The organism is Treponema putidum (assembly GCF_024401155.1).
GTDB lineage: Bacteria > Spirochaetota > Spirochaetia > Treponematales > Treponemataceae > Treponema_B > Treponema_B putidum.
In genome coordinates this window covers 2,390,489-2,411,916 of the sequence record NZ_CP038804.1, presented here as the reverse complement: position 1 = coordinate 2,411,916, position 21,428 = coordinate 2,390,489, and the positions used below count along the sequence as shown (strand labels likewise).

The 21,428-nt window shown below is 39.0% G+C and carries 17 protein-coding genes; 7 read left to right on the top strand and 10 right to left on the bottom strand.

Going from position 1 to position 21,428, the window contains the following annotated elements; genetic code table 11:
• Nucleotides 1-101: 101 nt before the first annotated feature.
• The 7 genes from E4N74_RS11180 to E4N74_RS11150 form a co-directional block, all read right to left on the bottom strand.
• Entirely contained in the window at nt 102-539 is a 438-nt protein-coding gene (locus tag E4N74_RS11180; protein ID WP_044978203.1) for a flavodoxin, read from the bottom strand.
• Nucleotides 540-574: 35 nt separating this feature from the next.
• The gene (locus E4N74_RS11175; protein WP_255817763.1) at nt 575-1,159 is read right to left on the bottom strand and encodes a DUF3793 family protein; all 585 of its coding nucleotides are present in this window, start codon (nt 1,157-1,159) and stop codon (nt 575-577) included.
• Between the two features lie 67 nt (nt 1,160-1,226).
• Nucleotides 1,227-2,846, bottom strand: coding sequence for an ATP-binding protein (locus tag E4N74_RS11170; RefSeq protein ID WP_255817761.1), 1,620 nt, complete (start codon nt 2,844-2,846; stop codon nt 1,227-1,229).
• A gap of 149 nt (nt 2,847-2,995) precedes the next feature.
• The gene (locus E4N74_RS11165) at nt 2,996-3,817 is read right to left on the bottom strand and encodes a hypothetical protein (RefSeq protein ID WP_255817759.1); all 822 of its coding nucleotides are present in this window, start codon (nt 3,815-3,817) and stop codon (nt 2,996-2,998) included.
• A gap of 1 nt (nt 3,818) precedes the next feature.
• A complete protein-coding gene (locus E4N74_RS11160) occupies nt 3,819-4,520 on the bottom strand; it encodes an ABC transporter ATP-binding protein (protein ID WP_044978196.1) in 702 nt (233 codons plus the stop codon).
• 17 nt (nt 4,521-4,537) lie between these two features.
• Nucleotides 4,538-4,897: a GntR family transcriptional regulator gene (locus E4N74_RS11155; RefSeq protein WP_044978194.1), complete on the bottom strand. Its 360-nt coding sequence runs from the start codon at nt 4,895-4,897 to the stop codon at nt 4,538-4,540.
• Between the two features lie 75 nt (nt 4,898-4,972).
• Nucleotides 4,973-6,586: a methyl-accepting chemotaxis protein gene (locus E4N74_RS11150; protein ID WP_255817749.1), complete on the bottom strand. Its 1,614-nt coding sequence runs from the start codon at nt 6,584-6,586 to the stop codon at nt 4,973-4,975.
• Between the two features lie 45 nt (nt 6,587-6,631).
• On the opposite strand from E4N74_RS11150, the gene E4N74_RS11145 reads away from it, so the two are divergent.
• Entirely contained in the window at nt 6,632-7,783 is a 1,152-nt protein-coding gene (locus tag E4N74_RS11145) for an exonuclease SbcCD subunit D (RefSeq protein WP_044978188.1), read from the top strand.
• 21 nt (nt 7,784-7,804) lie between these two features.
• Entirely contained in the window at nt 7,805-10,906 is a 3,102-nt protein-coding gene (locus E4N74_RS11140) for an AAA family ATPase (RefSeq protein ID WP_255817740.1), read from the top strand.
• Nucleotides 10,907-10,956: 50 nt separating this feature from the next.
• Here E4N74_RS11140 and rny read toward each other — a convergent pair whose 3' ends face one another.
• Nucleotides 10,957-12,486, bottom strand: a complete 1,530-nt coding sequence (rny, locus tag E4N74_RS11135; RefSeq protein WP_044978187.1) for a ribonuclease Y — start codon at nt 12,484-12,486, stop codon at nt 10,957-10,959.
• A 137-nt stretch (nt 12,487-12,623) separates the two neighbouring features.
• On the opposite strand from rny, the gene E4N74_RS11130 reads away from it, so the two are divergent.
• The 5 genes from E4N74_RS11130 (at nt 12,624) to trxA (ending at nt 18,567) form a co-directional block, all read left to right on the top strand.
• Nucleotides 12,624-13,934 carry a sugar ABC transporter substrate-binding protein gene (locus tag E4N74_RS11130; protein ID WP_044978186.1) on the top strand — a complete coding sequence of 437 codons (1,311 nt, stop codon included), beginning with the start codon at nt 12,624-12,626 and terminating at the stop codon, nt 13,932-13,934.
• 99 nt (nt 13,935-14,033) lie between these two features.
• Complete coding sequence (locus E4N74_RS11125; RefSeq protein ID WP_255805295.1) at nt 14,034-16,067, top strand: ABC transporter permease subunit; 2,034 nt, start codon at nt 14,034-14,036, stop codon at nt 16,065-16,067.
• Between the two features lie 16 nt (nt 16,068-16,083).
• Nucleotides 16,084-16,968: a sugar ABC transporter permease gene (locus E4N74_RS11120; RefSeq protein ID WP_002692172.1), complete on the top strand. Its 885-nt coding sequence runs from the start codon at nt 16,084-16,086 to the stop codon at nt 16,966-16,968.
• A gap of 42 nt (nt 16,969-17,010) precedes the next feature.
• Nucleotides 17,011-18,096, top strand: a complete 1,086-nt coding sequence (locus tag E4N74_RS11115; RefSeq protein ID WP_044978183.1) for an ABC transporter ATP-binding protein — start codon at nt 17,011-17,013, stop codon at nt 18,094-18,096.
• A gap of 147 nt (nt 18,097-18,243) precedes the next feature.
• On the top strand, nt 18,244-18,567 hold the full coding sequence (gene trxA, locus E4N74_RS11110; RefSeq protein WP_144242322.1) for a thioredoxin: 324 nt from the start codon (nt 18,244-18,246) through the stop codon (nt 18,565-18,567).
• Nucleotides 18,568-18,647: 80 nt separating this feature from the next.
• Here trxA and grdD read toward each other — a convergent pair whose 3' ends face one another.
• Nucleotides 18,648-19,802 carry a glycine/sarcosine/betaine reductase complex component C subunit alpha gene (grdD, locus tag E4N74_RS11105; protein WP_255817738.1) on the bottom strand — a complete coding sequence of 385 codons (1,155 nt, stop codon included), beginning with the start codon at nt 19,800-19,802 and terminating at the stop codon, nt 18,648-18,650.
• 12 nt (nt 19,803-19,814) lie between these two features.
• The gene (gene grdC / locus E4N74_RS11100) at nt 19,815-21,353 is read right to left on the bottom strand and encodes a glycine/sarcosine/betaine reductase complex component C subunit beta (protein ID WP_044978182.1); all 1,539 of its coding nucleotides are present in this window, start codon (nt 21,351-21,353) and stop codon (nt 19,815-19,817) included.
• Between the last annotated feature and the right edge of the window lie 75 nt (nt 21,354-21,428).

Genomic DNA, 21,428 nt, shown 5'->3' with positions numbered 1-21,428 from the left:
AAAGGCCTAAAGAACGGCAGTTTAGACTGCCGTTTTCTAAGCCCTAAAAAATCAATTTTTAAACTTTTTTAATTATAAAAACAAACAGGATTTATCTGAATTTATTTTGCAAATCTCTCGCCGAATTCTTTGCATTTGTCTTTTCCGGCGGCAGTGGGTGCATCATAGATAATTAAGCCTTCTTCAAATAAGTCGGCTCCCTTATCCTTAGACCTTGCTTCCCAGTTCCTCATCCATTCGCCGCCTGAACCTTCACCGGCCCATTCATATGAACCGAACAAGGCAATTTTTTTGCCGGACAGTTTTCCTTCAATAGAAGCAAAGAAGGGTTCAAATTCATCCGGCTCAAGCTCTTCGGAACCCATAGCGGGGCATCCGAATGCAATCTTGTCATAATCATCAATGCTTTTTGATCCGAATTCCGAAACGGTAAAAAGAGAAGCGTCTGCTCCGCCGGCCTTTAAACCTTCAAGAACGGATTCAGCCATCGACTGAGTATTTCCCGTCCCGCTCCAATAAATAACAGCAATTTTTGCCATAAAAAACCTCCTATGGTTAAAAAAATAATCGAGAGTTAAGCGCTTAACAAATCGTAAAGCCTTAAGCCCTTTTCTATCTGCAAAGCAAAATGCTTTTTGCATTCATTATATCGATCAAAAATTTCAGTTGCTTTTTCGGCATCGGAATAAACCTTCCAATAGCCCGAAAAAATGCAGCCTTCACCTTTTCGTCTATAATATTCCAAAACATCGTATACGGGATAGCCTAAAAAAAGCCCTATTTCATGCGGAAAAGAACAGCATCTTTTACAATGCCTGTCCATCTGTGAGCTGTGCATTCTGGATGCTAAAATATTCAACATATCTTCCAAACTCATCTGAAGCTCATAACCGAACATTAAAAGAGCTTTTTGTACTCTTTCATCCCTAATTAAAGCTTCCAGAGCTTCCTTTTTATACAAAAGAATCTGTGCGCCCCGTTCACAAGCACACAAAACTTTTAGATAAAAGCCCTTAGATTCAAGCAAATCCTTATCAAGCAAAAAAAATTGCTTAAAATCTTCTGCTGATACGGAAATCAAATTTGAGGGCTTAAGGCCTGCCAAACAAGGCGCGCAAGAATAAACTAAATTGTACTCGATGTTAGCAATATTCAACATGAGTCTATTTAAGCACAGATTTCAAATAAAGTCAACTGTTACTTACTAAATATTTATTAATTATTGTTTAAAGCTCTTCCGTCTTCCAATCTCCGATAGTCCGCTCCTCTTCATCAAAGCTCGAACCTATAAGGATTATCTTTTTACCCATAGTCTTAAATTGATCCGCATAGCCCTTCTCTTTTATCTGAGCTATCGCATCTTCGGCACTGCCTGCACTCATTAACTTAAACTCAAAGATGTAGATAGAATCCTTTGTTTGCACTATACAGTCAGCCCTGCCTTTTAAACAGTATATTTCAGTCTGCACAAATTGTCCCATTAACTTAAAGATTAAGTAAACGGCAGTCTGATAGTTTTGCTCCCTAAGTTTAAGTTTATCCTTAGGTAAGTTATCATAAGGAACTCCCGCTATTATCGCCTGCATCCTTTCCATAAACTCATCTACCTTTCCCGCCCTTACATCTTCTACAAACTCCCATATTGAAACCCCTGTCTCATCAGGCCTAAGTGAACAATAGGCCGGCAAAAGATTTTCTAAAAAACCATACCTCACTTCATCATTAGGAAAACCTAACCTATATAGATTACCTTCTTCTATGTATTCTTTTATCGTTAAATATCCCGATTGAAAAAGTATCGGCAAAGGATTTTTTGCATCTGCTCTATATAATTCTATACCTGCTTCATTTAATTCTACATTACCGTCTAAGTTAGGTACATTATAATGAGCATCTTTTAAGTAATTTACTAAAAAGGTCGGTGTTCCCGTGGCAAACCAATAGTTTTTTAATTCTCCCGCATTAAGTGTGCTTAAGATACTAAAAGGATTATAAACGGATTCCCCTAAAACACTGAACTTATATCCGTCATACCTCTTTTTTAGCTCTTCAATCATTTTATCATAGCTATTCTTGGTGTTACCTGCTAACCTTTCTATTTCAGGCTTAAAGGTATTTTCTATCTCGTCTTGAGTTAGACCGCAGACTTCGGCATAGTCATTCAGCATGCTTATATCTTGCAAATTATTTAAATCGCTGAAGATACTTACCTTACTGAACTTTGTTACACCGGTCAAAAAGGCAAATCGGATATATTGGTCGCAAGTTTTTATCACCGAATAAAAGGCCTTGAGGGTGTTACGGTATTCTTCGTTTAGTGCTTCGTTTACTCCCATAGTCTGTAACAGGGGCTTATCATATTCGTCTACAAGGATGACGGCTTGCTTGCCCGTTTTTTGATAAGCCCTCTGAATTATACCTGCAAAGCGTTGAGCGGGTTCTTTTTCTTGTTTATGAGAACCATATATTTCTTCAAATTGACTTAAGGCAAGGTTTAAATGATTTTTTAAAGAATGAGGTTCATCATACCTGCCTATGTTAAAATCCAAGTAAAAGACAGGATATTCCACCCAAGCTTCATTTTTTTCTATTTCGGCTCTTTTTTCTTCAGCTTTTTCAATATATAAACCCCTAAAAAGCTCCTTTTGGCCTAAAAAGTAGGCTTTGAGCGTCGAAAGAAAGAGGCTTTTACCGAACCTGCGAGGACGGCTTAAAAAGTATGGAGAAGAAGTACGTACAAGATTATACACGTATTTGGTTTTATCTACATACAAATACCTATCATTCCTCATCTTTTCAAAACTTTGTATACCTATAGGTATCTTTCTTGATAAATCGAAATCCATTTTTACCCTCCTCAACATTATTATAACATAAGATAAGGGTTTATTCAATGTTAAAAGAAAATAGCGTAACAGCTCAGTAGAGATGTCACGCTATTTTCAAAAAATTGCCGCCTTGGCGGTTGTGTATCGGTTAATGTGCATCAGTTAAGTTATAGCTCAACCTTTTTATCGAATAACCAACTTGTAGCCGCAAAAAAACCGGCTGAAATAAGTATGGTCATAATTATTGTAACCAAATGAACCGGCAGCGGCTGAATGTTTACAAAGTTATAATATTGGGAAGACATAAGTCTTAAATCTATGTACTGCACAAGATCCCACCTTGTACTTAAATAAGTACCTAAGGCTATGATTCGTTCAAAAATTAAAATAAAAAGAATGATTGCAATGATTTGAGCTGCCATCTTTTTTCTTATAAAAGAACGGGTTAAAGCCTTAACAAACATAAAAGCTGTTCCTACAAGTAAAAATGATGAGACCAATAATAAGACACCGTAAAGAAAGGGAAGAAAATTTTGTACAAATATCTGATAGAATACACCTCTCAAAACCGATATAAAACTTTGACCGGCTGCTTCATAAAAGACAGCTTGCTGGGCTCCTATTATCAGAAAAAATATACATGCAACCAAAGAGTATATTAAATATTCCACAAAACCTGCTATAATTCGGCCTCCCAGTATAGCTTCGCTTCTTATAGGGATGGTAAGCATAAGGTAGTTGGTGTCCTTGTACAAAAGCTCATCTATGTGCCCGTTGCTGCATGTAAAAAACATTACGAGGGGTATAAAGGCAAGGGCAAAAAAAGTTAAGCCCAGCCAAAGGTTTCCCGTCGTTCCCATTGCACTGAAAGGCGTTTTAAAGATACTTAAGAGGATTATTGAGCCGATCGACAATACAATCATAGTTCCGCTTAAAATCAAAATAGTATTCAGCCTTCGCCTTATTTCATATTTAAAAATTCTTCCCATTTTATGCTCCAAAAACATCAAGATAGATTTGATAAATAGATTTACCTCTTGTAGTACGCAAATCTTCCGCATCGCTTTCCAAAACAATCTCGCCTTCTTTTAAAAAGGCTACATCGTTAAATACATGCTCTATATCCGAAACCAGATGAGTTGTAATTAGGATTGCACTTTCTTCAGTCCATGTTTTGATTATAGTTTTAATAATCTGCTCTCTGGCTACAGGGTCGGTGCCTCCCAAAGGTTCATCCAAAATATAAAGCTTTGAAGCTCTCGAAAAGGTAAGGCTTAAATTAAGTTTTTCGATCATACCTTTCGACATAGTTTTTACGGTTTGCTTGGGCTCCAGCTTCATAAATTTCAGCATCTCCAAGGCCTTGTTTTTATCAAAATCTTCAAAAAAATCTGCATAGAAATTAATAGCATCTTCCGAAGTCATCCAAGGATATACGACATTTTTATCCGGCAAAAAGGCTACCATCTTTTTTGTATCCATACCGAATTCTTTTCCGCATACCTTAAAATTGCCGGCAGTGGGTTTTATAAGTCCTGCAATTATTTTTAAAAAGGTTGTTTTTCCCGAACCGTTAGGCCCCAAAAGACCGTAGATTCTTCCGCTTTCTACCTTGAGACTGACATCATAAAGAGCTGTCTTTTTTCCCAAGTATGTTTTTTTTAAGTGCTCCGTTTCAAGTATTATACTCATTTTTTTCTCCAAAAAAATTATTCTATTTTTGCCTTTATAGACGCCATTATTTGCTCATTAGAAAATTTTAGATTCCTCAGGCCTTCGATAGCCGGCAAGATAATCTGATCTGCCATCTCTTCCGTCAATTTTTTTACCAAATCAGCCTCATTTACAACAAAACTGCCTAGTCCCCGCTTTGATTCCGTTATGCCTTCGCTTTCAAGCTGCTTATAGACCCTGAACATAGTATTCGGGTTTACATCCATCTCGGCGGACATATCGCTCATTGAAGGAATTTTATCACCCGGTTTAAGCTCTCCATAGACAATTTTACATTTTATTTTTTCAACTATTTGTAAATATATTGGACGATTTTGATCGTATATAACTTTCACAAAAAAGAACCTCCACAACACAATGAATTTGAGTAATTTAAAACACTCTACTATCTGTCTATAATACTATTATTGCTAAATTGTGTCAAGCCCTCGTAAAACGTTGTCCGTTTTTTGGAAAGTTTGTACCATTCTATCCGAAAAATTTACAACTGTTGTATAGACCTTATTTGTTTTTGTATTTATATCGTTAAAGGCCTTATCCAGATCTTCGCTGCTCTTTGCCATGAACGAAATATTTTTTACCACCTCGATTACCGTTTTTCCTATTCCGGCAGAGCTTTCAACTGAGGCTGCCGCCAAACGTCCCAACTCTTCAGCTACAACGGCAAAACCCTTTCCGGCATCTCCTGCATGGGCCGCTTCAATGGCGGCATTCATACTAAGCATCTTTGTCTGCTCTGCAATACCGGCTATAACCTCCGCCATTTCCTGTATATCCGCAATGCTCTGATTTATATGGACGATTTTTTCGTAAGTAGACTTAAAAAGCTTATGTCCGCCCTGAAAAGTATCTACAAGTTCTTGTGCAGCCTGAGCATCTTCTTGGGCTTCGGCAGCTTCCATCTGTATATCGGTTAAAAATGATTTTACCGTTTCGCACTTCTCAGCTTTTTTTTCATCGTCTTGTTTTAAAGATTCTTGCAGTTCTTTATATGATGAACCCAGCTCCTTGTGTTTTTCTTGCAGTTCATTATAAGCCGCATTTAACTCATCGGACACTTCTTTTAATTCTTTATAATCGTTTTGAAGCTTGATATAAACGGGAGAGTTTTCGATAGAAAGTCCTCTTTCTATCGAAACAGACGATTCTTCTATGCGGACGGGAGCTGATTTGGAATAATAGCCCTGCACAATAACCGGCTGCCGGGCGCTTTTCTCAGATATCTCGGCCGTTGCGTTGCTTAACGAAGAAGTGTTCGGCAACGTGGTATTTAGCGCAGCATAGCTTGCTGAAGCTGTATTTACCGAAGCGGAACTTTGTGCAGACAATGTTTTATCTTCAGTTCTATCAAAAGAAGGCCTTTGTACCTCATGCACTTCGGTTTTAGGCCCTGCATGAAGTCTAAGTTTTGCTTTTTTTGCCCTTTCTCTTTCTATATAAATTTTATATATAATCGAAGAAAGAAGCCATGTTAAAAACACGCCTATAACCCAGGCTAAAACAATCAATAAGACGGCAAGAGTTTTCGATCTTTTTTCCTGCTTTATAAATCCGTCCTTGTATTCATCTTTAAGCCTTTCAAAACTGTTTTGTACGGAATCGAATTCTTTTAGCACAGGCAAAAAAGTTTTTGCTGAAGAATCTCCCGTAAGCTCAAACTCCTGCCTCCAAGCCTCTATACTTTTAAACAGCTTATTATTTGAGTTCTCATAATCATTATATGCAAAGTTTAAGCCGGAATCGTTTTTGTCGGCAGCTGAAAGTTTTTTTAAATTTTCAAAAGAATTAATAGTTTCTTTTATCCTTGCTTTAAGATTTTGAACCGAAAATTCCCCATCCTTGCTTGCAGTCCTGTACATATCCGCCTTTAAACTTACAAGATAAAACCTGTACTCAAGCAGATAATCCGTCTTGAGCTGAAAATCCGACGAAGGTTTTGCAGCAATAAAAAAAGCCGCCCCGCCGATACCTAGGGCCAAAGCAATACCGCATAAAGAAAAAATGATTTTTATGTAATTTTTCATTCCAATGTCCTTTACATAATCCTTAAATACCCATACACTAGATGTATGAAAATTTTGCATACAGCCGATTTGCATTTAGGTAAAAACTTGTACGAAACATCGCAATATGAAAGGCAAAAAAAAATGCTCGATGATATTCATAAAATTCTTTTAAAAGATGATTATGCAGCCCTTATTATTGCGGGAGATATCTACGACCGTTCTATTCCTCCTGCAGAATATGTAGCTCTCTTCGATTCATTTTTATCTGCCGTCCATCAGGATTGTCCCGATACGACCGTGTTTATCATACCCGGAAACCATGACTCTGCCGAAAGATTAGCCTTCGGCTCTAAAATTTTAAGTTCCGGTAATATCCACATTGCTGCAGACATCGGCAAATTATGCTCGCCCATCATTATAGCACAAAATGGAGAAAAAGTTCAATTTTTTTTGATGCCTTTTTTGCATTTAAGCTCATTTTCCAAAGAAAATTCGGAATTAAAATTGACATCTCAATCAGAAATGGCCCAAGAAGCCTCCCGCCGTTTAAAAGAAGCTGTGGATCCTTCGATTCCGTCGGTTTTGGTTGCTCATCTTTTTACCCTAAACGGAGAAAGTTCCTCATCTGAAAGGTCTTTTTTAGGCACTGCAGAATATGTTTCGCCCGCTCTCTTCGATTTTTTTACCTATACGGCTATAGGGCACTTACACAAAATGCAAAAAATTACCGGCAGAATGTACTATTCCGGTGCACCCCTCACATACGCATTCGATGAATGTTCAACAGAAAAGGTTGTTCTATCCGTCGACATAGACTGCAAAACTCAAGGGTTTCCTGTTCGGGTAGAAAAAATTCCGATTATTCCATTGCGTAAAATGAGCCGTTTAGAGGGAAGTTTTTTTGATTTTTTTAATACGGATAAATTCGATGCCTACAAGGACGATTTTTTAGAAATAAAGCTTACAGGTTCTACCCTAATTCAAAGCCCTATGAGCCTCTTACAGCAAAAGTTTCCCTATCTTTTAAACCTGCATCAAGAGGCCGTTGCAGCCGAATTAAAAGAGGAGGAGCAAATTCATATATTAAAAAAGAACATTGAAGACGAAGATGTCATCTTTGAAAACTTTATGCTTTTTGAAAAGGCCATAGATGAAGAGCCCTCCGCAAAAAAACAGGAGCTTTTCAAAAGCCTTTGCAAAGAGCAGTTTACATAAGAAGACATTGCTGGAGGAATAATGAAACCTGAAATTTTAAAATTGACCAACATAGGCCCTTTTCGCGGAACACACACAATAGACTTTAGCCGGATGGATTCCATTTTTTTGGTATGCGGAAAAACAGGAGCCGGAAAAACAACCATCTTCGATGCAATCTCTTATGCCTTTTATTCAAAGCCTTTGGGGAGCCGCTCCCAAATTACCCGCAGCCTCAGAAGTCAGTTTGCCCCCGAAGAGGAAACGGCCGAGGTTGAGCTTATCTTTACTATAGGACCTGCCAAATACAGGATTTTTAGACGGCTTCCTTTTTTACGCCCGGGAAAGAAAAACGAAACTCCTGAAGAATCGGCCCTAGCCCAATGGGACGGCAAAACTTGGAAAGATTTAAGCTCTACAAATAAGCGGGACACGGATAAAAAAATATTGAACATAATAAACCTAAACGAAAAAGAATTTGCCCGCATTGTCCTCCTCCCCCAAGGCGAATTCGCCGCTTTTTTACGCGAAAACTCAAGCCAAAAAAAAGAAACCCTTGAAGAGCTTTTTCCGATTTCCCGCTATACCAAAATAATGGAAAATCTAAAGGAAAGAGAAAAAGCGGAGTCCTATAAAATAAAAAACACGCAAGATGCCCTTGAAGCCCTCGGCAAAGAATTCGATGCCGACACTTATCCTTCAAAAAAAGAAAGTTTTGAAAAAGAGATAGAACTTATCAAAAAAAATTATAACAAAATATCAAAAAAAATCGAGGAAAAAATCTCCGAAAAAGAACAGGCAAAGGTTCTCAAAGAAAAAAAAGAAGAACTTATAACAATAAAAACAAGGCTCGAAAATCTTAATGCCCATAAAGAGGAAATAGGCCTGATGGAAGAAGCTGTCGAAAAAGCCCGCAGGGCATCTTCCCTTGCAGGTCTTGCAGATTCCGTAAGCAAACTGAAAAACAATATTGCCGAATATAAAACCGATATCGAAAAAAAGATAAAAGACTTAAATGCCGTAACCCAAGTTTTGGAAGGTCTTAAAGCACAAGAAAAAGAAATCTCAGCCGAAAAAGAAAACAATACCTTTTTAAAGCAAAGTCTTGACCGCCTCAAAAGGGCTGCCGAAATACACAAAGAAATTGAAGAAAAGTCATACGAAAAAAAAGGCCTTTCTTTACAAAAAAAAGAAAACACCGAAAAACTTGCTCAAACCGAAAAAAATATTCAAGAACTTAAAGATAAAGTTTCGGAATATCTTAAAATAATCAGCGAGCTCGATAACAGAAAAGAGAGGGCTGAAACTTCAAAGCAAAAGCTTTCTTACCTAAAGATAGCTTTTGAAATCTCTTCAAAAAAAGAAAAGGCGGCAACGCTCTATACAACCCATAAGGCGGCTGCCGAGAAAAACTACAACGATTTACAGTTAATCTTAAAGGACATCGAAATAGAAAAAGAACTTTTTGAAAAACTCAAAAAAGAAAAAAAAGATTTGGAAATAAACCAAAAAGCCTCTGCCCTTGCCGTTAACTTAAAAGAAGGAGAGCCATGCCCTGTCTGCGGCTCAGTCCATCATCCTGCCCCAGCCGTTGAAAATACCGGAAGTATTTTTTCGCTGGACGAAAAAATACAAAAGTGCGAACGCAGCATAGAAAAGTTTAATCATGATAGAGAAAACCTCAGCAACAGCCTCACAGCCCGCAATAAAGATGCCGACAAGTACAAGGAGCAGCTGGCAGAGCTTGACCGCTCCTTTTTTAATCTAAATGAAGAATTTAAAAACTACCCCTTTATTTTTAAAGAGATGCCGTCCGAAAAAGCAATAGAAGATCTTCTTCCGCAAGCCGGAAAGGATGCTGAAAAAGATTCCTTGCTTTTTAAAGAAGCTCAAACGGCAAACACGTCTAAAATAAATTTGGAGCAAAAGCTTTCTTCCATTCAAAATCAAAAGGAGAGTCTAACGGATGCCCTTACAAATATAAAAATAAAAGAAAGCGAGTTAAACACAATCCTTCATGAAAAGAAAAAACAATATGACGATGCCTTTAAGTTTATTCCTTCCGATATCCAAAAGGAAAATATAGATGACACAATCGAAAGCTGCAATGAAATGATTTTTACCTCAGACCGCAAAATAAGCGGTTATGAGGAGAGGCTCAAGGAAAGCAATGACAGGCATACAAGCATAAAGGCTGGCCTTATTCAAAGGCAGGATCAGTTGGCCAAGTGGGAAAAATCTTTATTGGAAGAAGAAGAAAATTTAAAAGATTCTTTTGAGCGTAAAGGATTTTCATCCTTAAAAGAGCTTTTAGATTCTATTTTATCTGACGAAAAAATCGCCGATTTTGAAGAAACCATAACAAAATTCAAAGAAGAAAAAATTACCTTGGAACATTCCGCTGCCGGACTTGAAAAAGATATTGAGGGAAAAACTTTTATTCAGCCCGAAAAAATTGAGGACGAAATTATAGTCTTGCAAAAAAATCTTGATGAAGAACAAGACCGCCTTACTGAAGTAAAAAGCGGCCTCGACAAACTTAAAGACCTTTTTGAAAGAAGGCAGAACCTTTTAAGCGAACTAAAACAAAGGGCCGAAGAAGCTCGGCTTATAACCGAGCTTTCTTTAAGTTTAAACGGAAGCAATAAGTATAAGCTGAAATTCGATATTTGGATGCTCTCGGCCTTTTTACGTGAAATAATAATCTATGCCAACACTCGTCTTGAACGCATGAGCGGCGGCCGCTATGTATTAAAGTTGAGCAAGGAGCTTTCGGGCAATAACCTTTCAGGACTGGATATGGAAATTTATGATGCCTACACAGGAGGCGTCCGCCCTACAGCCAGCCTTTCGGGAGGAGAAACCTTTATGGTTTCCATAAGCCTTGCCCTCGGCCTTGCCGACTCCATTCAAACAAGAAGCGGAGGTATAAGATTGGATTCAATGTTTATTGATGAGGGCTTCGGCAGCCTCGATGAAGCAAGCCTTGAAAATGCCATTAGTATCCTCGACGAGGTAAGAGGTAACCGCATGGTGGGTATAATTTCCCATGTAAGCGAGCTAAAAACCAGAATCCCCCAAAAAATCGAAATAGAAAAAACCGCCAACGGTTCAGCGGTAAAATATCAAAACTATAAGTCATAGTTGGATAATAAAAAAAGCCCTCAAAAGGGAGGGCTTTTTTAAGTGATTTTTTAGCGGGCGTATTCTACGATACGTGTTTCGCGTATAAGGGTTACGCGGATTCTTCCGGGGTACTGCAAATCGTTTTCGATTTTTTTTGCAATGTCCCGGGCCAAAATCTTGGTATCGGCATCGGAAATCTTTTCGTTGTTGATAACAACCCTCAATTCCCTTCCGGCTTGGATTGCATAGGCCTTTTCAACTCCGCTAAAACCTTCAGCCAGCTGCTCAAGGTTTTCAAGACGCTTAACATAGTTATCCATAGTTTCTCGTCTTGCGCCCGGACGGGCGGCTGAAATCGCATCTGCAATCTGTACAATTACCGATTCAATGCAAGTAGGTTCTATATCATTATGATGAGCGCCTACGGCATTTACAACCCTCGGATCTTCATTGATCTTCTTTGCAAGTTCCATTCCTATTTCGGCATGGTTTTTATCGGAATCGGTTTCTGCACCCTTTCCGACATCATGCAGCAAGGCGCCTCGCTTTGCTATTTCGACGTTTGCACCGATTTCGCTTGCAATCATTCCCGCGATTATGGCTACTTCTTTAGAATGCTGAAGCACATTTTGTCCATAGCTTGTTCTAAAATAAAGCCTTCCCAATGCCCTTACGCCTTCTTGGTTCATGTTATGGATGCCTAGGTCAAATAGAACCTTTTCTCCTTCTTCATAAACCTTTTGCGAAATTTCTCTGGTTACCTTTTGAACGATTTCTTCAATACGTGCCGGATGAATTCGGCCGTCAAGAATTAATCTTTCTAAAGCAACCCTTGCAATTTCTTTGCGCACAGGGTCAAAACAAGATACTACAACAGCCTCAGGGGTATCATCGATAATTATGTCCACACCGGTAAGAGTTTCCAAGGCTCGGATATTGCGTCCCTCGCGGCCGATAATCCTTCCTTTCATCTCATCGCTGGGCAAGCTGACCGTTGAGACAGTAATGTCGCTGGCCGTTTCCGTTGCAAGACGTTGAATCGTAGTAATTAGAATATCCCTCGCTTTTTTTTCTGCCGTCAACTGAGCTTCTTGTTCTATCTTATTTATAATAGTAACTGCATCATGCTTTGCTTCAGTTTCCAAATCGCGGATAATCAAATCTTTTGCCTGCTGCTGGGTCAAACCGGAAATTTTTTCCAATTCTTCCCTGTATCTTTCTTCTTCACCGCTTAAAAATTCCGTCCGCTCATCAAGTGCGGCTTCCCTCTTGACAAGCTCTTTTTCTTGTTTTTCAACAGTTTCGACACGTTTATCGAGGATTTCCTCTTTTTGTGTCAACCTGCGTTCGAAGCGCTGGAGATCACTCCGGCGTTCCCTATTTTCCCGTTCCTGCTGTTTTTGTTCCCGAATCAGCTGCTCTTTTGCTTCAAGAAAGAATTCCTTCTTTTGAGCCTCGGCATCTTTAATTGCCTCCTGTAAAATCCGTTCTGCACGTTGTTCAGAAGCAGATAGTTGAAATCTGGCATAAAGCCAGCGAATCGTCCATCCAAGAATTACACAGACAGCAGGAAGGATGACATACAAAATCCAATTCATCGGTATGCTCCTTAAAAAATGACTACTGTCCAGTCTCATAATACAAGCAATCGAAAAAAAAGTCAATGAAAATTTTGAAATTTATTCTTGTTTAAGCGTAAATTTTATGATATACTTTTTATTATAAGGAGAGTTTTATGAAACATAAAAAAAATGTATTTGTAGCCGGTTTATTTTTTATCGGTTTGTTTTTTGCTTTATCGTTCACCGTTTCTTGCGGAGGTAAAACCGAAAAGCAAAAAGTAGTATTAACCGTACAAGCAGAACAAGGCTGGATGCCATATTACAAAGAAGCAGTAAAAAGGGTTGAAGAAACTCATCCGAATACGGAAATTAGACTTATTGAAGTAGGAGCTTTCGACCATTTGGATAGGCTTGATGCCACAGATGCTTCAAATAAGGATGTAGCAGATTTATTTGCAATTCCTGCCGATAGACTTTACGGACTTGCGGAGAATGAAGCTTTAGCTTCCATCGATTCCAAAAAAATTTCTTCCGAATTGGGCGGCTGGTCGAATTTTGATTTAGGACTTGGCGGAAACTTAAAAATCGGTAACGAATATCTTGCTTTCCCCCTTAATATAGAAACACTCATTACCTTTGTAAATACAGCAAATGCAAAAGCACAAGGTTCCGATTATACCAAACCCTTCGAACTTGCAAATCAAAAAGATCCTGCAACCGTTTTATTGCCTCTTTTTGATGCATGGTACGGAGTTGCTCCTGCAAATTCGGCTGCAATCGAATTCTTAGGAAAGAAAAACGGAACGGAACTTTTTTCCGATATGGTTATGGAATTTAAAGATTTACCGGCAGAAAAAAGAGCTGCAATTGAAACTATATACAATTATTGGAAGCTCAATTATGAAAACAAAACTCCGCTTTTTGATGCAGATGCCGGTTGGGGTTATATTGATAAAGAATTCAGTAATGGAAATAAGGGCGTTATCCGTTTGGGTGGACCGTGGGATACGGGAAGTATTTTGGAACAGACAAAAGGAAATCTTGTAATTTATCCTATAAGCCATATTACATTAAACGGTAAACCGATTTTACATTGGAAAGGCGGCTGGGGACTTGCTATTAATTCCCGTATCGAAAAAGATGCAGAAAAATATGCACTTGCCGAAGCGATGATAAAAGAAATCGTAAACCCGAAATATGCCGTAGACTTTTTTAAAGCGACCGGTAAGATTTTGGAAAATGTTCCTGCCGAAACATATACCGCTTCAAATCTTTCAGATACAGAAAAGGCTGTTATTAGGGCAGTAATAGAATCTTATAAAATTTCCCCTGCCCGTCCTTTATTTAAGGAATGGGGAAAGGTTTGGGATACATGGAGAAATGCCGTTCTTTCATGGAACAGTGTTAATCCTAAAAATGCCGAGGAAGCATATAAAGAATTAAAGGCTTCTTTCGATGCAATGATGGCAAACTTTAAAATGTAATGGTAAGCTCTAAAATTTCTGTCAGATTTTAGAGGTTTCCTAATATCCTAAAAGCTGCCGACATAGTATTGTCCGGCAGCTTTAAAACCGGAGGTGAAAATGACTTATTCAAAAACTTTGTCGGACGGTATAGGTAATATTCACCCTAGGAAAAACCTATATCTGTTAGAATTGGCGGAAGCCGATTCTGCAAAACGCAAAGAACTTAAAGCTGCAAAGTCTTCACACGAATACAATATTAAACTTGAAGATTTTAAGGTAAAACGGAAAGAGTTTTTAAAAACATTAAGACGGAAAACAAAACAATATTCGGCTTCGCATAGAGAAGATGCTGCAACCGATTATTTAAATCTACGGCTTTTTAAAGCGGAGCGAAAAAAAGAATTTTATAAAGATTTTGCGGAACTTTCTTATGACGCTTTTTTGGAAGCAAAAATTGCAGAACTTGAAATACGATATATACCGGATATCCTTGCCCATAAAGCATTGCTTCAAAAGAAACTCCAGACAGCAAAAGAAAAACTAGCAGACATTGATGAAGATGAAAGAACAATTATTCAAAAAACAATTGAGCTGACCGTTGCAGAGCGTAAAGAAAAATTAAAAACCGAACTGAAAACACTATCGGAAAAATATACATCCAAATCCATTTCAAAAAAAGCCTATAAAACCGAATGTAAAATTAAAAGAGCTGCATATAAAGAAGATGTTCTTGCCGCATCTTTTACCGACCCCAAAGTGAGTTTACAAGAAGAAATTAAAAATATTACATATCGGCTTAAAATGGATATAAAAACAAAACTGAATGTTTTAGAATCGGATATTGCCGATGTAAGAAGAAAAACGCCTATCGAATTGGAACGGTTTCCTTTAATTTCCGTTTTTACTTGTTTTTTACCCGGTCTCGGACAGTTATTAAATAAACAATATGTAAAAGCCGGTATTTTCTTTTTATTTTCAATTTTTATTTATCTCATTGCATTCCCCTATATTTTAGGCTATACGAATTATCAAGGTTCCGGAATTTCAGGGCTTATCGGACTTGCCGAAGGCGGAACAAAAATAGATAAATCAATTATTTTTATGATTGAAGGCATTATAGCTCTAATTTTAATTCTTTTTTCGGTCTTGCTGTATATTGTTTCTTTTAAAGATGTTCGGAAGGTTGAAGTAAATGCCTTAAAAGGCATAAGACGGAAAACTTGGTTTGAAAGCAAACGGAGCATTGAACGGGAGGGCTTTCCTTATTTGGTGTCAGCTCCGGCTTTAATTGTTATTGTATTTATCGTAATAGTTCCGATTTTGACGACGGTTTTTATTTCGTTTACAAATATGGATCCGGTACATCAAAATAAATTTTCATGGATAGGTTTGCAAAACTATAAAACGCTGATAACGGGACACGGCGTTGCAGGTAAAGCATTTTATCTTATTTTGGGATGGACTCTTATTTGGACGGTAGGAGCCTCCACGCTTTCGATTGTTATAGGCTTTGTTTTAAGTCTTATTGTCAATCAAGAAAGAATAAAAGGAAAATCAGTTTTTAGAACAATTTATATTTTACCGTGGGCGGTGCCTGCGTTTATAACGATTATGTTTTTTTCGATAATGTCTTCGCGCGGCGGTCCTATTTCAGAATTGCTTGAAAAACTGTTTGGGCTTTCGATTGATATTAAAAATAACCCGCATCTTACCCGCACAGCTCTTATTCTTTTACAGAGCTGGCTCGGTTCCGCATATATCTTTTTACTTTCTACGGGCGTTTTGCAGGGCATTCCAAAAGATTTATATGAAGCTGCCGAAATAGACGGTGCAACCGGCTTTCAGCGTACTATGAAAATTACCGTGCCTTTAGTGCTTTATCAAACCGCGCCGCTTTTAATAATGCAGTATACCTTTAATTTTAATAACTTTTCGATTATATATCTTTTTAATTTGGGCGGGCCTTTTAATCCGACAAAATATGGAAATTTGGCAGGAAGTTCGGATATATTGATTTCTTATATTTATAAATTAACTATCGAAAATCAATATCAAGCGATAGGGGCTGCAATTACGATAGGAATTTCGCTGGTTCTTATGGTATTTGCATTTTTGAATTTTAGAAGAACAAAAGCTTTTAAAGAAGATTAAGACAAGGAGAATAAAGATGAAAAAACAAAATGAACTTTATTTGTCGGATAAGCAGCCTCTCAATACCGGAGGTAGAATTTTTCTTACCCTTTCCTATCTGATTATGATCGTCTGGGCTTTATTTATTATTTTGCCTCTGGCTATTATTGTTGTATCGGCGTTTAACGGAAATCAAGGGAAAAATATTTCACTCCAATCGGTGTTCAGTTTTTCGCTTAAGCACTTTGAATATCTTTTTACCGAGACCTATTTTTTTATGTGGGTAAAAAATACGCTTATTGTAGCTATTGCAACCGCCTTACTGACACTTTTAATCGTGTCATTTACCGGTTATGCGTATTCACGGTATAAATTTACGGGCAAAAAAACTATTCTTATGGGAATTATGCTTATCCAAATTATACCGGTTTTTGCGGGACTTACCGCGTTTTATACCCTCCATTCGATTATTTCTACGGCAATTCCGTTTTTTTCAAAAAAGGCAATGCTTGTTTTAATTTATTCGGGAGGAGGAATCGTAGGAAACACATTTATACTAAAAGGTTATATAGATTCAATTTCGCGGGAGCTTGATGACGCTGCAAAAATAGACGGATGCTCAAATATGGGGGTTTATCGGCTGATCATTATGCCGATTGCGCGTCCGATGCTTGCCATTATTGCTCTTTGGTCGTTTATCGGGCCTTTTATGGATTACATGTTACCGAAAGTTTTACTTACTAATTCAAAAGATTATACGCTTACCGTAGGCTTATTTACACTTATAAACGACGCAAGAACTATGAACGCACCGGCATTTGCGGCGGGCGGCTTATTAACGGCAATACCGATTATAATCTTGTTTATCAGTTTGCAAAATCAACTGGTTTCAGGGCTAAGTTCCGGCTCGGTAAAAGGATAGAAACATGATAATTAATTATACATTATATGAAGGGGAGGTAGTATGAAAGTTAGTTTAAAGGATATCGGCAAAAAATATGAAGGAAGAGAAAATTTTACGATTAGACATATCAATTTGGAAATTGATGATAAAGAATTCTGTGTGATTTTAGGTCCTTCAGGCTGCGGAAAATCTACATTATTGAGAATGATAGCGGGGCTGAATTCGATAACGGAGGGTGAACTTATTTTCGGAGAAAAGATTGTAAATAAAGTTGCTCCGAAAGATAGGGATATTGCAATGGTTTTTCAGTCTTATGCCTTGTATCCGCACATGACGGTGTATGATAATATGGCTTTTTCATTAAAAATGAAAAAAGAAAGAAAAGAAGTTATCCATGAGCGGGTTTTAGAGGCAGCAAAGATTTTACAAATAAGCGACAATCTTTATGCAAAGCCATCGGATATTTCGGGCGGACAAAGGCAGCGGGTAGCTTTAGGACGCGCTATGGTAAGACGTCCGGGCGTTTTTTTAATGGATGAACCGCTTTCAAATCTTGACGCAAAGCTGCGCGAACACATGCGAGTTGAATTGGTTCGGCTGCATAAACAACTTGGCACTACCTCAATTTATGTAACGCATGACCAAACGGAAGCAATGACAATGGCTACAAAAATAGTGTTATTAAATAAAGGAAAAATTCAGCAAGTGGGCAAACCCGAAGAATTTTACAATAAGCCTGCCAATATTTTTACCGCCGAATTTATCGGCTCTCCCACAATGAATATTTTTGAAGGCAAAATTGAACATGGGCGTTTTATAACCGCTTCGGGTGTTATCGAAGTATTCCCGAAAGAAGCTGACGCAAAAGTTCTTGCTGCTTATGAGGGCAAAAAAGTATACCTTGGTATACGCTCCGAACGATTTATTGCAGGAGAAAATGAAAAGAATTCCTTCCATGCAAAAATAGATGTAATTGAAGTACTCGGCAAAGAACAGCTTTTATATACAAAGTTGGACGACGGTACCGACTGTATTATGAGCGAACCAGGATATTTTAAATATGCTGTGGATGAAATTCATGACTTTACATTTGATTTAGATGCTTTGCATTTTTTTGACGGAGAAACTACCGAAAGAATAAATTAAACGGAGTTTTTACAGGAGACCTTTATATTTACATAGATATTTTATACCTTAAAATAAATCGCTTTTCCGTCTTGCCCTATATTTTAGAATGTTGTATATTGTAACTAATCGGGAAAAATGAATTTTTCTAATCTAAATTATAAGGAGATGATTATGGCAGTATTGGATATTACAAATGCTAATTTTGATGAAACCTTAAAGACCGCCAAGCCCGTTTTAATTGATTTTTGGGCACCGTGGTGACCGGGGTGCGTACAGCTCAGTCCTGAGCTGCAGGCTGCCGAGGCGGAACTCGGCGACAAGGCTGTGATTGCACAGTCTAATGTGGATAATGCACGAGAATTGGCAGTAAAATTTAAGTTTATGTCAATTCCTACCCTCATCGTTTTAAAAGACGGAAAAGAGGTGGATAGACACACAGGTTATATGGATAAAAAGAGCCTTGTAAACTTTGTTTCAAAGCATATCTAAAAGAAAAGGCGGGAAGCTTTAAAAGCCCCCGCCTTTTTTGTTTTTAATCGGTTTAAAGAGTTTCTTTAAACCGGATATTTTTAAATATAGTCGGCCTTGTGGAGTACATCCCTTGCCTTAGGTAAGTCTTCTTCGCTTACCATGATTACGGGGCCGGTACAACCCATTCCCGTTTCGGCATAGATGCCTTCCTTCCAAAGAGCCTTGCAGGCATCTTCGATTTCGATAACATCGATTCCGGGAATACCGGCATCAACGGTTTTCTTAGGCGGAGCCTTTACTTCTTCGGCAGCGGCTGCGGCAACGGGCTTTGCTCCGGGCATATCTTCCAAAAGCTCATCCAAGCCCGCCTTTTTAGCGGCCTTAAGTTCTTCTGCATAGATGCCGTGAACATTGTTCTTTGCACAGTCGGCGACGAATTTTAAGGCATTGGCTATGGCCGGAGCTCCCGATGCCCTCGAAATAATTCCGACAACATCATCATAGCCCGAACCGATACAGGGTCCGTAACCGAATCCTGAGCCTTCATAGCTTCCGCCCGTTACAAAGGAAGAAAAGAGCTTAATCAGCAAGTTTCCCGTGAGGGTATCGCAAACCATTACATCGGGAGTTCCCTGCAAAAGGTCGTTTCCTCTCATGCGGACACCTCCGTCTGCACGGTTCGATTCGGTGTAGTTTACCTTGTAGCCCTTTTCCTTCATTTTGTTTAGAGCCTTTTCAATAACGGCGATACCGTCAATGTTTAAAAGACCTACGGTGGGTTCGGCTATTCCGGAAGCCTTGGCAACGGCAATACCGCCGATAGCATTTAAAAGCATGGCCTTGTAGCGGTTTGCATCGGTTGTTCCCGTGGTGGTAGCAAGAATCATCTCGCGGCCCTTTCCGGGGGTTACAACCTTTCCTACGGTGCTTACACCCAAGGGGAAATTATAGTGCATGGTTACACAAGCCTTAATTGTTCCTTCTTTAAAAAGGCGTTCCATTTCTTTATGAGCGTCTTCGAGAGTTGCTGCGGGGAAATGTTTTAAGCCCTTTGCTTCCGGTCCTCCGATGAGGATTACATCCAGATCGGGATTTCTTTTTGCGGCAAGCTCTGCAGCATAAACAAGTTCCGCTTCGCCGTGCTCGCTTCCCGGAATTGTTAAGCCGACGGGGAATCGGCCGACAAAGGAGCCGCCCTCAAGCCCTTCGGCAAGTCCTAAAAATAAATCAGCAATTTGTTTTTTATCTGCCATATTCTTATCTCCTTAGTTTTGGGATTTGAGAATATTTTCAGCTACATTTCTCATTGCTTCGGCAACAATCTTCTTTATTCCGGCTGTGTCCTGACCGGCAGATGCGGAGCCTTTTCCGTCATTGGCTTCAATTAAGAAGCTTAAGCCGTCGAAGAGGTTTGTAAGACGGCCGAGGAATAAACTTCCCTTTCCGATTATCATTGTATTTTTGAGTTTTCCTGCCATCATATCGCGGCGTGCATGTCCGATAAAGGGAACACCTGAAGGGATATGTCCCTGAGTGGGCGCAAAGCCGACAACTCCGTGTTTTTTTACGAATTCGGCAATTTGAGTTTTTTCAAGTTGGCCTTTCATAACGCTTAAAGCGGCAATCATCTTTACGTTTGCTTCGGGTACGTTACCGGCACCTGCAGGAGCGGTGATTTCGTGGTTTTGAAGCTCTGCCGAGTATTTTTCGATGTCGGTCATCTTTAAACCGGCGGCATTAAGAGGATCGTAAACCAATACGCTCATAACGGCCTGAGGGGCGGAACCGGAAGAAATTACGTGCTTTCCTACAACTTCGGTATTGATAACGGGGTTTACTCCGTCGTCTGCACTGAGCATAACGGCAAATCCTCCGATCATATCTTCAAAGAGGGGAAGGTCTTTTTTTACATGGTCTTTTCCGTTCATACCGAGCTTGGGTACCGAACCTCCCGAAACGACCATTACGTTTTTAAAGATACCGGCTGCTACAAGGGCTGCTCCGTGGATAATTGCGTGAACGGGAGCTGCACAGAATCCTCGAACGTCTGAACCGGTTGCATTTACACAGCCCGATTTTTCTCCGACTGCCTTTGCAATGTTTCCGCCGCCTCTCTGGTTAATATCGCCTGCGGCTTCTTCAGAACATTCGATGATGTATTCAACATCTTTCATATCGATGCCTTCGAGTTTTCCCATGTGCCATGCAGAAAGAATACCGGAAGCCTTTGTTGCTATGTTTTCAAGCATGGTGTGGGCACTCAAGTTTTCGTCAGTATCGTGAGCCTGTTTTACACAGCCGATGAGTTTTCCCTGTTCGTAAAGACCTTCTGCTGTGTGGGCATCAACCATTTTTTGGATTTCTGCCATGTCATGGCCTTCACCGAGTTTGATGTCTTGGGTTTTCATTATCGGATGGTTTTCGATGAGTTTTGCGGCTTGAGCTGTGAATTCTTTTGTGAAGTAAACAAGTTCAAAAACGTCGGCATGTTTCATCAAAATATAGAATTCGGCCTGAGTCATAATTTCGCCGAATTTGCCCCTTCTTTCGGCCTTTTTTGCATCCTTGTACCAAGGTTCGGGGATTTTTTCCAAGTCTTCGGGAGTCATGTTTCCGATATAAACTTGGTTAGGCGGATAGTTTACTGCCTCTTCAAAGCTGCGTAAGTGAGAGGGTATTGCCTTTAAATATTCATCCTCAGGGTTTGCAAGCCTTGTGCCTGTTTGAGTTGAACCGTTGTGAAAAAGAAGATCGGGAGCATGAACTAAGATGTAGCTTGCTCCTTTTATAGCGACTTTTGCCATAATGCCTCCAAAAAATTTATATAAAATTAAAATAATTTGCCAATTAATAACGATGGCCTAACGTATTCTATATTA